Origin of the sequence: Streptomyces anandii JCM 4720, assembly GCF_014650655.1 — a bacterium.
GTDB classification, from domain to species: Bacteria; Actinomycetota; Actinomycetes; order Streptomycetales; family Streptomycetaceae; genus Streptomyces; species Streptomyces anandii.
This window is the reverse complement of the sequence record NZ_BMVJ01000002.1, coordinates 547,760-561,139: the sequence shown is the minus strand read 5'-3', so window position 1 is coordinate 561,139 and position 13,380 is coordinate 547,760. Positions and strand designations below refer to the sequence as shown.

The 13,380-nt window shown below is 72.0% G+C and carries 11 protein-coding genes; 9 read left to right on the top strand and 2 right to left on the bottom strand.

Annotated elements, in window-relative coordinates; all coding sequences use genetic code 11:
* A partial coding sequence (locus IE249_RS36360; protein ID WP_506366326.1) for a DUF402 domain-containing protein occupies positions 1-265 on the top strand: 265 nt, incomplete at its 5' end.
* A gap of 569 nt (positions 266-834) precedes the next feature.
* Positions 835-2,946 (top strand): SpoIIE family protein phosphatase, encoded by a 2,112-nt coding sequence (locus IE249_RS05725; RefSeq protein ID WP_373304348.1) that lies wholly within the window; start codon positions 835-837, stop codon positions 2,944-2,946.
* A gap of 98 nt (positions 2,947-3,044) precedes the next feature.
* Here the strand turns inward: IE249_RS05725 and IE249_RS05720 are convergent, their stop codons facing one another.
* Entirely contained in the window at positions 3,045-5,435 is a 2,391-nt protein-coding gene (locus tag IE249_RS05720; RefSeq protein ID WP_189703625.1) for a transglycosylase domain-containing protein, read from the bottom strand.
* 288 nt (positions 5,436-5,723) lie between these two features.
* On the opposite strand from IE249_RS05720, the gene IE249_RS05715 reads away from it, so the two are divergent.
* The 5 genes from IE249_RS05715 to IE249_RS05695 all read left to right on the top strand — a co-directional run bounded on the left by IE249_RS05715 (position 5,724) and on the right by IE249_RS05695 (position 10,625).
* The gene (locus IE249_RS05715; protein ID WP_189703624.1) at positions 5,724-6,662 is read left to right on the top strand and encodes an SPFH domain-containing protein; all 939 of its coding nucleotides are present in this window, start codon (positions 5,724-5,726) and stop codon (positions 6,660-6,662) included.
* Positions 6,659-6,922: a type II toxin-antitoxin system antitoxin gene (locus IE249_RS05710; RefSeq protein ID WP_189703623.1), complete on the top strand. Its 264-nt coding sequence runs from the start codon at positions 6,659-6,661 to the stop codon at positions 6,920-6,922. The genes IE249_RS05715 and IE249_RS05710 overlap by 4 nt, the downstream gene beginning before the upstream one ends.
* Positions 6,923-7,036: 114 nt before the next feature.
* Positions 7,037-7,561, top strand: a complete 525-nt coding sequence (locus tag IE249_RS05705) for a PadR family transcriptional regulator (protein ID WP_189703622.1) — start codon at positions 7,037-7,039, stop codon at positions 7,559-7,561.
* Positions 7,558-8,247: an ABC transporter ATP-binding protein gene (locus tag IE249_RS05700; RefSeq protein WP_189703621.1), complete on the top strand. Its 690-nt coding sequence runs from the start codon at positions 7,558-7,560 to the stop codon at positions 8,245-8,247. Before IE249_RS05705 ends, IE249_RS05700 begins: the two co-directional genes overlap by 4 nt.
* Entirely contained in the window at positions 8,244-10,625 is a 2,382-nt protein-coding gene (locus tag IE249_RS05695) for an ABC transporter permease (protein ID WP_189703620.1), read from the top strand. The genes IE249_RS05700 and IE249_RS05695 overlap by 4 nt, the downstream gene beginning before the upstream one ends.
* Before the next feature lie 439 nt (positions 10,626-11,064).
* On the opposite strand, the gene IE249_RS05690 is transcribed toward IE249_RS05695, so the two are convergent.
* Complete coding sequence (locus IE249_RS05690; protein ID WP_189703619.1) at positions 11,065-12,015, bottom strand: LysR substrate-binding domain-containing protein; 951 nt, start codon at positions 12,013-12,015, stop codon at positions 11,065-11,067.
* 133 nt (positions 12,016-12,148) lie between these two features.
* On the opposite strand from IE249_RS05690, the gene IE249_RS05685 reads away from it, so the two are divergent.
* Together IE249_RS05685 and IE249_RS05680 are read left to right on the top strand one after the other, a co-directional pair.
* On the top strand, positions 12,149-12,703 hold the full coding sequence (locus IE249_RS05685) for a peroxiredoxin (RefSeq protein WP_061924628.1): 555 nt from the start codon (positions 12,149-12,151) through the stop codon (positions 12,701-12,703).
* 4 nt (positions 12,704-12,707) lie between these two features.
* On the top strand, positions 12,708-13,241 hold the full coding sequence (locus tag IE249_RS05680) for an alkyl hydroperoxide reductase (RefSeq protein ID WP_189703712.1): 534 nt from the start codon (positions 12,708-12,710) through the stop codon (positions 13,239-13,241).
* Positions 13,242-13,380 lie beyond the last annotated feature (139 nt).

Below are 13,380 nucleotides of genomic sequence, written 5' to 3'. Positions count from 1 at the left end.
TCACTTTCTGGACATCTCCGTGGACCCGGACCGAAGTTGGCGCTGGCACGACGAGGACGAGTTCGCGCAGGCCCAGCAGGACGGCCTGGTGGACGAGCGCCTCGCCGGACGGGTGCGGGCGGCCGGTCAGGAGGCGCTGCGGGCGATCCGTGCCTGGCGGGCGCCGTTCTCGGACGGCTGGCAGCACTGGCGCCCGGACCCCGCCTGGGCGGTACCGTCACTGCCACAGGACTGGGACCGTACGCCCGCGCACGTGTCCTCATGAGACCCTTGATGCGCCCCCGGGCAAGAAACGTAGGATCGTCCTCCGCAAGGGCGCGCAGGGGCAGGCCTCAGGAGCAACTCCAGGAGCGGGCACCGAGTCTGACCGTACGTCACCGAGGGGCGGCAGGACGTGAGCGAGGGGTACCAGGGCACGACCCGTGCGGGCCGCAGACGGTTCGCCGGTGGCACAGGAACAGCCTCTGACCACGCCGTAAATCCGTTCCTGGGGCACGTATTCCGGGTATCGGGTCTTCGGCGGGACGAACTGCGCGCACTCCGCGCAGCCCCGGACGGATGGATTCGACACGCGTGACGGAGCAGCCGACCTCCTTCGATCGCCCCCACACGGGCCCCGACCCCGCGGACGCCCGTGGGGCGCTCCTGCGTACCTCCGAGCCTGTGCAGGCTCCCGGGGCGCCCGCGTTACCGCTGCAGTCGCGTCAGGGCGACACCCCACCGTGCCCGGCCGCGCCCAGGCCACCGGCCGACTCGGGGGGCGGTCCGGTCGTCGCCGGGTCCGAGCACTCCCAGTCCGGCTCCGCCGAGCCCGGCGCGCACCGGCCGCGTCCCGTGCCTGAGGGCATCCCGGCCCAGCCGGACGCGGCGACGCGGGCAGCCATGCCGCAGGGCGCCGGCCCGGACCCGGAGTCCGGGGACGCGGACACCCCGGCGGACGTGGTCGCGGAGGCCGCCCGCGCGGCCACCGACGCGCCCCGCACGGCGGGCGCGCCCGCCGAACAGTCCGGGCACACCGACCGCGAGGCACGGGAACAGGCCGGACCGCAGGCACCGGCGCAGCCCCTGACACAAGCCCAGGCACAAACCCAGGCGCAGCCCGACCGGCGCAAGGACCGTTCCGGCCAGAAGGCCGGCGCCGGGGAGCAGCAGCGCCGGGGCGCGGCCCAGGCCCCGCCGCCCGGCGGGCAGGAGCGGCGGACCGGGCAGTCGGTGCCGTTCGGGCGGCCCATGCCGATGCGGCGGGACGGGGACCGGCTGAGGTTCGTGGGCGCGGCGACACGCCGTATCGCGCGCGGCATGGACCTCGACGAGATCGTCATGGGGCTGTGCCGGGCCACCGTGCCCACCTTCTCCGACGCCATCCTGGTGTATCTGCGCGAGCCGCTGCCGGTGGGTGACGAGCGGCCGGTGGGCCCGCTGGTGCTGCGGCTGCGCCGTACCGACCGGATACCGGACGAGCGGGACACGGAGGGCGTGTACGTGCCCCCGCCGGTGCCGGAGCAGCCGGCCGAGCTGTCGGTGGTGACCAACGAGCTGTGCGAGGTACGGCCCGGCAGCGCGCTCGGCGAGGTGCTGCGGGGTGTGCGGCCGGTGTTCACCGACACCGAGCCCGCCCGCGCCGCACTGGACGAACTGCTCGGCGAGGACTCGGAGCTGGCCGTGCCCGACGGCCGGCGCACGATCCTCGCCCCCCTGCGCGGCCGGCGCCGGGTGATCGGCGCCGCGCTGTTCCTGCGCCGCCCCGAGCGCCTCGCGTTCGAGCCCGACGACCTGCTGGTCGCCGCCCAGCTCGCCACGCACAGCGCGCTCGGCATCGACAAGGCGGTGCTGTACGGCCGCGAGGCGTACATCGCCGACGAGCTGCAGCGCACCATGCTGCCGGAGACGCTGCCCCGCCCCACGGGCGTCCGGCTGGCGTCCCGCTATCTGCCGGCCGCCGAGACCGCGCGGGTGGGCGGCGACTGGTACGACGCGATCCCGCTGCCCGGCAGCCGGGTCGCCCTGGTCGTCGGCGACGTCATGGGCCACTCCATGACCTCGGCGGCGATCATGGGCCAGCTGCGCACGACCGCGCAGACCCTCGCCGGTCTCGACCTGCCGCCGCAGGAGGTGCTGCACCACCTGGACGAGCAGGCGCAGCGCCTGGGCACCGACCGGATGGCGACCTGCCTGTACGCGGTCTATGACCCGGTGTCGCACCGCATCACCATCGCCAACGCCGGCCATCCGCCGCCCGTCCTGCTGCACCTGGGCGGCGAGGCCGAGGTGCTGCGGGTGCCGCCGGGCGCGCCGATCGGCGTGGGCGGGGTCGACTTCGAGGCGGTGGAGCTGGACGCGCCGGCCGGCGCGACCCTGCTGCTCTACACCGACGGCCTGGTCGAGTCGCGCCTGCGGGACGTGTGGACCGGGATAGAGCAACTGCGCGAGAAGCTCGCCGCGACCGCGCAGCTCACCGGCCCGGACCATCCGCCGCCCCTGGAAGCCCTGTGCGACGACGTGCTGGACATGCTCGGCCCGGGCGACCGGGACGACGACATCGCGCTGCTCGCCGCCCGGTTCGACGGGATCGCGCCGAGCGACGTGGCGTACTGGTTCCTGGACCCGGAGGACTCCGCGCCCGGCCGGGCCCGCCGGCTGGCCCGGCGGGCGCTGGACCGGTGGGGTCTGGAGGAGCTGACGGACTCGGTCGAGCTGCTGGTCAGCGAGGTCGTCACCAACGCCGTACGGTACGCGACGCGTCCGGTGACGCTGCGGCTGCTGCGCACGGACGTGCTGCGCTGCGAGGTCGGCGACGACGTGGGGCAGCTGCCGCGGCTGCGGCAGGCGCGGGCCACGGACGAGGGCGGCCGCGGGCTGTACCTGGTGAACAAGCTGGCCCGCCGCTGGGGCGCGACCCGGCTGAGCACCGGCAAGGTGGTCTGGTTCGAGCTGAACCGGGGCTGAGCCGGCGACGGCACGAACGGCGCGACGGCACTGACGGCGCGTACGGCGAAGGGGCGCCCGGTCGGACCGGGCGCCCCTTCGCCGTACGCGTGTTGCCTCTACTGAGCCGGCTGTCTGCCGTCGAGCTGCTGCTGGTCCCCCGGGTTGAGCGGGTTCTCGATGCTCGGGCCGCCCGACGGCGTCCTGCTCGGCGACTGCGAGGGAGACTGGCTGGGCGACTTCGACGGGGACTGGCTCGGCGAGTGCGAGGGCGACTGGCTGGGCGACTTGGACGGCGGCGGCGAGCTGGACGCCGACTGCGACGGCGACTGGCTCGGCGACTGCGAGGGCGACTTGGAGGCCGGCGGCTGGACGGCCGCGCCCTGGGTGGTGTCCAGGTCGAACTCGGCCTTGTCCGTCACGCCGAAGGTGTACGCCGCCCAGATCTCCGCCGGGTAGCCGCCGCCGTTGACGCGCCCGGGCGGCGGCAGGAGTCCCGTGGCGCCCGTCAGGCTCACATGCCGGAAGGGGGGCTTGGGCTGCTCGCCGAAGAGGCCGACGGAGGTGACCAGGTCGGGGGTGTAGCCGGTGAACCAGGCGGACCTGTTCTCGTCGGAGGTTCCCGTCTTGCCCGCGACCTGCTGGCCATTGCGGGCCGGGTTGGCGGCGACCGACGTCCTGGCCGTGCCGTCGTCGACCACGCCGGTCAGCACCGAGGTGACCGTGTCGGCGGCCTGGCGGCTGATGACCTGGTCGCCGATGGCGTCGGGCATGGTGACCGAGCGGCTCTTGCCTTCGGCCTTGGCCACGATGGTCGGGGTGACCTTCTTGCCGTGGTTGTCGAAGGTGGCGTAGATCCCGGCCATCTCCAGCGGGCTGGCGCCCATGGAGCCCAGTGTCTGGGCGGGTACGGGCTGCATGCCCTTGGTGTCCATGCCGAGGTCGCCGGCGGTGCTCATCACCTTCTCCATGCCCACGTCGATGCCCATCTGCGCGAAGACGGAGTTGACGGACTGGTTCATGGCCGTCTGGACGGTGATGGGCCCGTAGTCCTTGTGGTCCTCGTTGGGCGGGCCGAAGCCGACCTTGGAGCCGTGGTCGACCGCCTGACGGCCGCTGGTGCCGTCGTAGACCGTGTTGGCGTCGATCGGCAGGCCGTCCTGGGTCTTGGCGCCGCTCTCCAGTGCGGCGGCGAGGATCACCGGCTTGAAGGTGGAGGCGGGCTGGAAGTCGGTCCGGGTGGCGTTGCTCGTGTAGTGCTTGAAGTAGTCCTGCCCGCCGTACAGGGCGACGATCTTGCCGTTCCTGGGGTCGACGGATACCGCGCCGGCCTGGACGTCGCCGTCCACCTTGCGCTTCTTCGGGTCCAGCTTGCCGGTCAGCTGGACCTTGACCGCCTTCTCCAGCGCGGCCTGCTTCTTCTTGTCGATGTTCAGCGTGATGGTCCAGCCCCGGCCCACGACCTCGGCCTCGGCCTGGGACTGGGAGATGCCCTCGTCCTTCATCAGCTTCTGCTCGAGCTGCTTGTTGGCGAGGTCGATCAGATAGCCCTTCTGGCCTTCGAGGCCCGGCGTGCCCCTGGGGTCCTTGGGCACGGGGAACGTCATGGCCCGGCGCTTGCCGGCGTCGAGCCACTTCTGCCCGACCATGTTGTCCAGGACGTAGTTCCAGCGGGCCTTGACGAGCTGCTTGCCGGTCTGGGAGGCCACCGCCCAGTCGTACTGGCTGGGCGCCTGCAGCAGGGCGGCGAGGTAGGCGCCCTGCTCCACCGTCAGCTTCCGCGCGTCGACGCGGTAGTAGGCCTGCGCGGCGGCCTGGATGCCGTAGGCGCCGCGGCCGTAGTAGCTGGTGTTGATGTAGCCCGCGAGGATCTGGTCCTTGGAGTACTTCTGGTCCACCTTCAACGAGATGACCAGTTCCTTCAGCTTGCGCGTGACGGTCTGGTTCTGGTCGAGGTAGTAGTTCTTGACGTACTGCTGGGTGATCGTCGAACCGCCCTGGGTGCCCCGGCCCCTGAGGGTGTTGAGCAGACCGCGGGCCGTGCCCTTCAGGTCGACGCCGGAGTCGTGGTAGAAGCTCTTGTTCTCGGCCGCCACGAAGCAGTGCTGGACGTCCTTGGGCACCTGGTCCAGGGAGACGCTCTCGCGGTTGACCGTGCCGGCGCGGGCGAGGACGGAGCCGTCGCTGTACTTGTAGACGTTGCTCTCGCGCTGCGCGACCGCGTTGCCCTCGGGGATGGGCACGATCATGTACAGGACGATGAACGCGCCTATGGCGAGCAGGCACACGCCGAAGAACGTGCCGAGGATCTTCTTCCAGGTGAACAGCCTGCGTATACCGCTCTTGCGGGCCTTGCCCGGCCGGGCAGCCCGCCGGGCCGCGGCGCGGCCGCCGGGGGCCGTGCCCGCGGCGCCGTCCCCGGCGCCGACCGACGGTGTCCCGGACGAGCGCCTGGGCGCCGCGCGGCGGCCGCCGCGCTGTCGCGCTCGTCTCTCTTCCGCTCGTCCCATGCGTCCGTCCGCTCCGCTTCGGTCTCGGCTGTCTCGGCTGTCACTCAGGTGCGTGGCTCGGGTCAGCTCAGAAAGCTAACACCGCCCTCTGTGACAAAGGGCCCTCGATCCGCTCTTTGCGGACGTGACAATGGGCACCCACTCCACCGGAACCGACGTACGAAAGACGCCAGGGGTTGCCATGACGCGATAAAGTGATATCACTTAGCTAGAGGCAAGCTATGCGAGCCAGAAGCAGCAGCAATGGGCCGCGCGGCACGTACGCGCGGCCGGAAACGGGGGACCGCCATGTCCACGCACGACGCACGCCACGACTCGCCCGACGTGCCCGAGATGCCCGCGCCACGGGTGCGGGAGTTCGCGGCGCGCAGCATCGGGGGCGGTCTCGCGCTGCTCCTCGGACTGCTCGGGCTGCTGATCGCGGTGGCCCTGGTCGCGGGCGGCTCGACCCTCACCGCCGCCGGACCCAAGGCCGCACTGATCGTCCTCGGCGTGCTGGTGGGCATCGCCGCGCTGCTCGCGATGGCCGGGCTGAACATGGTGGCGCCGGGCGAGGCCCGCGTGGTGCAGCTCTTCGGGCGCTACCGGGGCACGATCCGCGAGGACGGGCTGCGCTGGGTGAACCCGTTCACCTCGCGCACGAAGATCTCCACGCGCGTGCGCAACCACGAGACCGCGGTCCTGAAGGTCAACGACGCCTACGGCAACCCGATCGAGCTGGCCGCGGTGGTGGTGTGGAAGGTGCAGGACACCGCGCAGGCCACCTTCGAGGTGGACAACTACCTGGAGTTCGTCGCCACCCAGACCGAGGCGGCCGTGCGCCACATCGCCATCGAGTACCCCTACGACGCCCACGACGAGGCCGGACTGTCGCTGCGCGGCAACGCCGAGGAGATCACCGAGAAGCTCGCCGTCGAACTCCACGCGCGGGTGGAGGCGGCCGGGGTGCGGATCATCGAGTCGCGGTTCACGCATCTCGCGTACGCTCCCGAGATCGCCTCCGCGATGCTCCAGCGCCAGCAGGCCGGCGCGGTCGTCGCGGCCCGGCGGCAGATCGTGGACGGCGCGGTCGGCATGGTCGAGGCGGCCCTCGCCCGGATCGCCGAGCGGGACATCGTGGAACTGGACGAGGAGCGCAAGGCGGCGATGGTGTCGAACCTGATGGTGGTGCTGTGCGGGGACCGCGCCCCGCAGCCGGTCCTCAACACGGGGACGCTCTACCAGTGACGGACTCCTCCGAGGGGCCCGAGGACGAAGGGGCCGCCCCGCGGCGCCGGCCGCAGCAGCGCAAGCAGGTGCTGCTGCGGCTGGATCCGTCGGTGTACGAGGCGGTGGCGCGCTGGGCCTCGGACGAACTGCGCTCGGCCAACGCCCAGATCGAGTTCCTGCTGCGCCGGGCCCTGGCGGAGGCGGGCCGCCTGCCCCGCGAGACCGGTCCCCTGCCCCGCCGGGGCCGCCCGCCGGGCAGCGAACCGGGCCCGCGGTGAGCTCCGTAGCACAACCGTGACAAACGGCCGCCACCTGCGTGACCGCACGGGGCGCCATGGACTGAACACTCGGCGTATACATACCGCGTATACACGATGTGTAGAGTGCTCGCCATGTCCATCGGTCACACCCTTCTGGGACTCCTGGAGTCCGGGCCGCGCCACGGTTACGACCTGAAGCGGGCCTTCGACGAGAAGTTCGGTCACGACCGGCCGCTGCACTACGGCCAGGTCTACTCGACGATGTCGCGGCTGCTGAAGAACGGGCTCGTCGAGGTCGACGGGATCGAGGCGGGCGGCGGTCCCGAGCGCAAGCGCTACGCCATCACCGAGGCCGGCATCACCGACGTCGAGCGCTGGCTCGCCACGCCGGAGAAGCCCGAGCCGTACCTCCAGTCCACCCTCTACACCAAGGTCGTCCTCGCGCTGCTCACGCACCGCGACGCCGCCGACGTCCTCGACACCCAGCGCGCCGAGCACCTGCGCAGCATGCGGATCCTGACCGACCGCAAGCGCCGGGGCGACCTCGCGGACCAGCTGATCTGCGACCACGCCCTCTTCCACCTCGAGGCCGACCTGCGGTGGCTGGAACTGACCGCCGCGCGCCTGGAGAAGCTCCGTGAGGCGGTGACCCGGTGACCGCTCCCCCCGGCTCCCTGCTGGCCGCCGAGAACCTGCGCAAGGCCTACGGCCCGACCACCGCGCTGGACGGCGCCGAGTTCTCCATCCACCCCGGCGAGATAGTCGCCGTCATGGGCCCCTCCGGCTCCGGCAAGTCCACCCTGCTGCACTGTCTCGCCGGCATCGTCCCCCCCGACTCCGGTTCGATCACCTACGACGGACGCGAGCTGTCGGCCATGAACGACGCCCAGCGCAGCGCGCTGCGGCGCTCGGAGTTCGGCTTCGTCTTCCAGTTCGGCCAGCTCGTGCCCGAGCTGACCTGCGTGGAGAACGTGGCCCTGCCGCTGCGCCTGAACGGCACCTCCCGCAAGGAGGCCGAGCGGGCCGCCCTGGCCTGGATGGAGCGCCTGGAGGTCGACGACCTGCGCGGGAAGCGGCCGGGCGAGGTCTCCGGCGGCCAGGGACAGCGGGTCGCGGTCGCGCGTGCGCTGGTCACCGGGCCGCGCGTGCTGTTCGCCGACGAGCCGACCGGCGCGCTCGACTCCCTCAACGGCGAGCGCGTGATGGAACTGCTCACCGAGGCCGCCCGCTCGGCCAACGCCGCCGTCGTCCTCGTCACGCACGAGGCACGGGTGGCCGCCTACTCCGACCGCGAGATCGTCGTACGGGACGGGAAGTCCCGGGACATGGAGCGGATCGTATGAGGGCCGGATGGGGGCACCTCCCTGCTCGAGCGCAGTCGAGAGCTTGGGGGAGGGCCCGGGATCTGGGCTTGGGGGCCAAGTTCGCGTTCACCGGCGGGCGCGAGGGCTGGATCAGGGTGCTGCTGACGGCGGTGGGCGTCGGTCTCGGCGTGGCACTGCTGCTGCTGACCACCGCGCTGCCCAGCGCGCTCGCGGTACGGCACCACCGGGACCAGGCGCGCCTGGACTACACCTACGACCAGCACCCCCGCCCCAAGGGCGACGACACGCTGCTGATCGCGGACATCGACACGACGTACCAGGACAAGGACGTACGCGGCCGGCTGGTGGAGCCCGAGGGGCCGCGCGCGCCGATTGCGCCGGGCCTGACGGAGTATCCGGCGCCCGGCGAGATGGTGGTCTCCCCGGCGCTGAAGAAGCTGCTCGACTCCGGCTCCGGGAAGCTGCTGCGCGAGCGGCTGCCGTACAAGGTGGTGGGCACCATCGGCGAGACCGGGCTGATCGGCTCGCAGGAACTCGCCTACTACGCGGGGGCCAAGGGCCTTGCGCCGCGCATGAACGGCTGGCAGGTCGGCCGGATCAACGCCTTCGGCGACCCGCACCCCTCCACCGAGCGGGCCGACCCGGTGCTGATCCTGCTGGTCCTGGTCGTCTTCGTGGTGCTGCTGATGCCGGTCGCGGTGTTCATCGCCGCCGCCGTGCGCTTCGGCGGCGAGCGGCGCGACCGCCGGCTCGCCGCGCTGCGGCTGGTCGGCTCCGACAGCCGGATGACCCGCCGGATCGCGGCCGGCGAGGCCCTCGCGGGCTCGCTGCTCGGCCTGGTCTTCGGCACCGGATTCTTCCTGCTGGGCCGTGAGCTGGCGGGCTCGGTCGAGATCCTCGGCATCAGCGTGTTCCCCAGCTACCTCAACCCCACGCCCGCGCTGGCCGCGCTGGTCGCCCTCGCGGTACCCGCGGCGGCCGTCCTGGTCACGCTGTTCGCGCTGCGCGGGGTGGTCATCGAGCCGCTGGGCGTGGTGCGCACCGCCAAGCCCGCCCGGCGCCGGCTGTGGTGGCGGCTGCTGCTGCCGCTGGGCGGCCTGGCGATGCTCTACCCGATGATCGGGCAGGGCCGGACCAACGGGAACTTCAACCAGTACCTGGTCATCGGTGGTGTGATGCTGCTGCTGGTCGGGGTGACCGCGCTGCTGCCGTGGATCGTGGAGACGGTCGTCGCCCGGCTGGGCGCCGGCTCGGTGGCCTGGCAACTGGCGGTTCGGCGGCTGCAGTTGAGCAGCGGCACGGCGGCCCGCATGGTCAACGGCATCGCGGTGGCGGTGGCCGGGGCGATCGCGCTGCAGATGCTGTTCGCCGGCGTCCAGGGCGACTACACCAAGCAGTCGGGCAACGATCTGACGCGGGCGCAGATGCAGGTGGACGTGCCGCGCGGGGTGGCTCTCGCTCCGGCCGCCGGGAAGTTCGCCGCCACCAAGGGCGTGCGCAAGGCCACCGCGCTGGCCTCGGCCGATCTCGGCGACGAGCCCTGGAACACCGAGAACGGCCCCGCCGCCTCCGCCCAGATGACGATCGGTGACTGCGCGGCACTGCGGCAGGTGGCGAGCCTGTCCTCCTGCCGCGACGGCGACATCTTCGTCGTCAGCGGCGCCGACTACGACACCGACACCGTGAAGCTGGCCAAGCCCGGCCGCAGGCTGTACGTCAGCACGTCCTACGACGCGGGGAAGGGTCCGCAGATCACCTGGACCGTGCCGCGCGCCCTGAAGCCGGCCCGCTCCGTCAAGGACCCGGCCGGGGCCATGCGCGGCGGGTTCCTGCTGACGCCGGCCGCGGTGCCGTCGAGGATCGCGGGGGTGGTCTCCGGCACGGTGTACCTGTCGCTGGACGAGTCGGTGCCGAATGTGCACGAGTACGTGCGCAACACGGCGGCCGCGGTGGATCCGATGGCCAACGCCTCGCTGTGGGCGTCGACCGAGCAGTCGAAGAAGTTCACGTCGATCCGGACCGGGTTGTACGTCGGCGCCACGTGCGTGCTGGCGCTGATCGGGGCGAGTCTGCTGGTGTCGCAGCTGGAGCAGTTGCGCGAGCGCAGGAAGCTGCTGTCGTCGCTGGTCGCGTTCGGTACGCGGCGGCGCACGCTGGGGCTGTCGGTGCTGTGGCAGACGGCGATACCGATCGCGCTGGGGCTGTTGCTGGCTTCGGGGGTGGGGCTGGCGCTGGGCGCCGTGCTGCTGAAGATGACGGACACCACGGTGGCGGTGGACTGGGTGAGTGTGATGACGATGGCCGGGATCGGGGCGGGGGTGGTTCTCACGGTGACGTTGCTCAGTCTGCCGCCGCTGATGCGGTTGATGCGGCCGGAGGGGTTGCGGACGGAGTAGTCCGCCCCCCTGATTTCCCACCCACCCACCCGTCTCGGTGGGACAGCAGTCCCCGCCACGGGGCTCCGCCCCGGACCCCACGCGGGGACTCCGCCCCCCGCACCCCCGTCTCCCACCCACCCACCCGACTCGCTGGGACAGGAAGTCCCCCCACGGGGCTCCGCCCCGGGCCCCGGCGGGGGCTCCGCCCCCTGCGCCCCCCCGGCACGGGGCCCCCGGCGCCTCCCACCCCCGGCGGAGCCTGCGCTCCCCCGGGCTCGGCACGGGACTGCCGACCCTGCGCGGGGCCCGGTGCGCGGCCGTCGGCCCCGCGCCCTCGGCGCAAGGCTGCGGCTCCTGCGCCGTCGGCAAAGGGGCGCGGCCCCCGGGCCCCAGGTGAATGGCGCCCGGGGCAAGGCCCCTGGCCCCCGGAGGGGATGCCGCCCGTTGGGCGGTCCGGTCAGGCGTGGGCGGGCAGGACTCGTACCGGGAGTTCCCGGAGGGCCTCGCGCAGGGCGGTGGCGAGTTGGTGGTACTCGGCGGCGCGGGCGGCGCCGGGGCGCATGGCCAGGGCGATGCGGCGGGACGGGGCCGGGTCGGCGAAGCGGGCGGTGAGGAGGCGGCTGCTGCGGGAGGTCTCCACCGCGAGGGCGGTCCGGGGCAGCAGGGTGCAGCCGAGCCCGCCGGCGACGAGCTGGACGAGGGTGGACAGCCCCGCCGCGGTCGTGGTGACCGGGGCGTCCTCGCGGCCGGCCTCGCGGCAGATGTCGAGGGCCTGGTCGCGCAGGCAGTGGCCCTCGTCCAGGAGCAGCAGCTTGAGTTCCTTCAGGGCCTCGCGCGGTATGCCGTCGCGGCCGCCGAGCCAGTGGTCCAGCGGCGTGACGAGCACGAAGTCCTCGTCGAACAGAGGGAGTTCGACGACCCCGGGAACGCCCAGCGGCACCGCCAGCAGCAGGAGGTCCAGCCGTCCGGCGGCCAGGCCCTCCAGGAGGCTGGCCGTCTGCTCCTCGTGGACCTGGAGGTCGAGGTCGGGGTAGCGGTCGTGGACCAGGCGCAGCACGGTGGGCAGCAGGTAGGGCGCGACGGTGGGAATGACCCCGAGCCGCAGCACGCCGGTGAACGGCGCGCTGACGGCCTCGGCCTCCTCCAGCAGGGCGCCGACCTCCGCGAGCACCGCCTTGGCCCGTACCGCGATGCGCTCGCCCGCGGGCGAGAGCAGCACCTTGCGCGTCGTACGCTCCAGGAGCGTGACACCCAGTGCCTCCTCCAGTGCGGAGACGGCGCCGGACAGGGCCGGCTGGCTCATGCCAATGGCCGCCGCGGCGTCCCGGAAGTGCAGGTGCTCGGCCACGGCCGCGAACGCCCGCAGCTGTGCGAAACTCGGCTGCCTGCGCTTATTACCCACAGTCACTGATAGCCACCTCCGATCAACTCGACCGAGTGTAGCTATTTCCGCAATCAATGCACCCTGTGCCAACATCGACAAGGTCCAACCCATGGGTAAGGCCGACAAAATCGGCGTTACCTCGCTGCAAGGAGAGCGTGTGCTCACTGTCGGTGACAAGTTCCCCGAGTTCGAACTGACCGCCTGCGTCTCGCTGGAGAAGGGCAAGGAGTTCGAGCAGATCCACCACAAGTCCTACGAGGGCAAGTGGCTGGTCGTCTTCGCGTGGCCCAAGGACTTCACCTTCGTGTGCCCGACCGAGATCGCCGCGTTCGGCAAGCTGAACGACGAGTTCGCCGACCGCGACGCCCAGATCCTCGGCTTCTCCGGTGACTCCGAGTTCGTCCACCACGCCTGGCGCAAGGACCACCCGGACCTGACCGACCTGCCCTTCCCGATGATGGCCGACTCCAAGCACGAGCTGATGCGCGAGTTGGGCATCGAGGGCGAGGACGGCTTCGCTCAGCGCGCCGTCTTCGTCGTCGACCCGAACCGCGAGATCCAGTTCACCATGGTCACCGCCGGCTCCGTGGGCCGTAACCCCAAGGAGGTCCTGCGGGTCCTGGACGCCCTGCAGACGGACGAGCTGTGCCCCTGCAACTGGAGCAAGGGCGACGAGACGCTGGACCCGGTCGCGCTGCTGGCCGGTGAGTGACGAGATGTCCCTCGACACCCTGAAGTCCGCGCTGCCCGGCTACGCCAAGGACCTCAAGCTCAACCTGGGCTCGGTCATCGGCAACAGCGACCTGCCGGCCCAGCAGCTGTGGGGCACGGTCCTGGCCACGGCGATCGCCGCGCGCTCGCCGATCGTGCTGCGCGAGCTTGAGCCGGAGGCCAAGGCGAACCTGTCGCCGGAGGCGTACACGGCGGCGAAGTCCGCGGCCGCGATCATGGCGATGAACAACGTGTTCTACCGCACGCGGCACCTGCTGTCCGACCACGAGTACGGCACCCTGCGCGCCGGCCTGCGGATGAACGTCATCGGCAACCCCGGCGTCGACAAGGTCGACTTCGAGCTGTGGTCCTTCGCGGTCTCCGCCATCAACGGCTGCGGAATGTGCCTCGACTCCCACGAGCAGGTGCTCCGCAAGGCGGGCATCGAGCGCGACACCGTCCAGGAGGCCTTCAAGATCGCCGCGGTGATCCAGGCCGTGGCGACCACCTTGGACGCGGAGGCGGTCCTCTCCGAGTAGAGGGCGACGCGTGAGTCCGGACCCCGTTCACCGATGGGTGAGCGGGGTCCGGCTTCACTGCTCCGGCACCGAGTCGGCCGGCTGGGCGGGCGATTCGCGCGATTCACCCCGGGCCCGCGTACTCACCGAGTACGCCCGC

Coding starts and splice junctions, on each gene's coding strand:
- IE249_RS05720 (WP_189703625.1), bottom strand. CDS start 5,435: ATGGGACGAGCGGAAGAGAGACGAGCGCGACAGCGCGGCGGCCGCCGC.
- IE249_RS05715 (WP_189703624.1), top strand. CDS start 5,724: ATGTCCACGCACGACGCACGCCACGACTCGCCCGACGTGCCCGAGATG.
- IE249_RS05705 (WP_189703622.1), top strand. CDS start 7,037: ATGTCCATCGGTCACACCCTTCTGGGACTCCTGGAGTCCGGGCCGCGC.
- IE249_RS05695 (WP_189703620.1), top strand. CDS start 8,244: ATGAGGGCCGGATGGGGGCACCTCCCTGCTCGAGCGCAGTCGAGAGCT.
- IE249_RS05680 (WP_189703712.1), top strand. CDS start 12,708: ATGTCCCTCGACACCCTGAAGTCCGCGCTGCCCGGCTACGCCAAGGAC.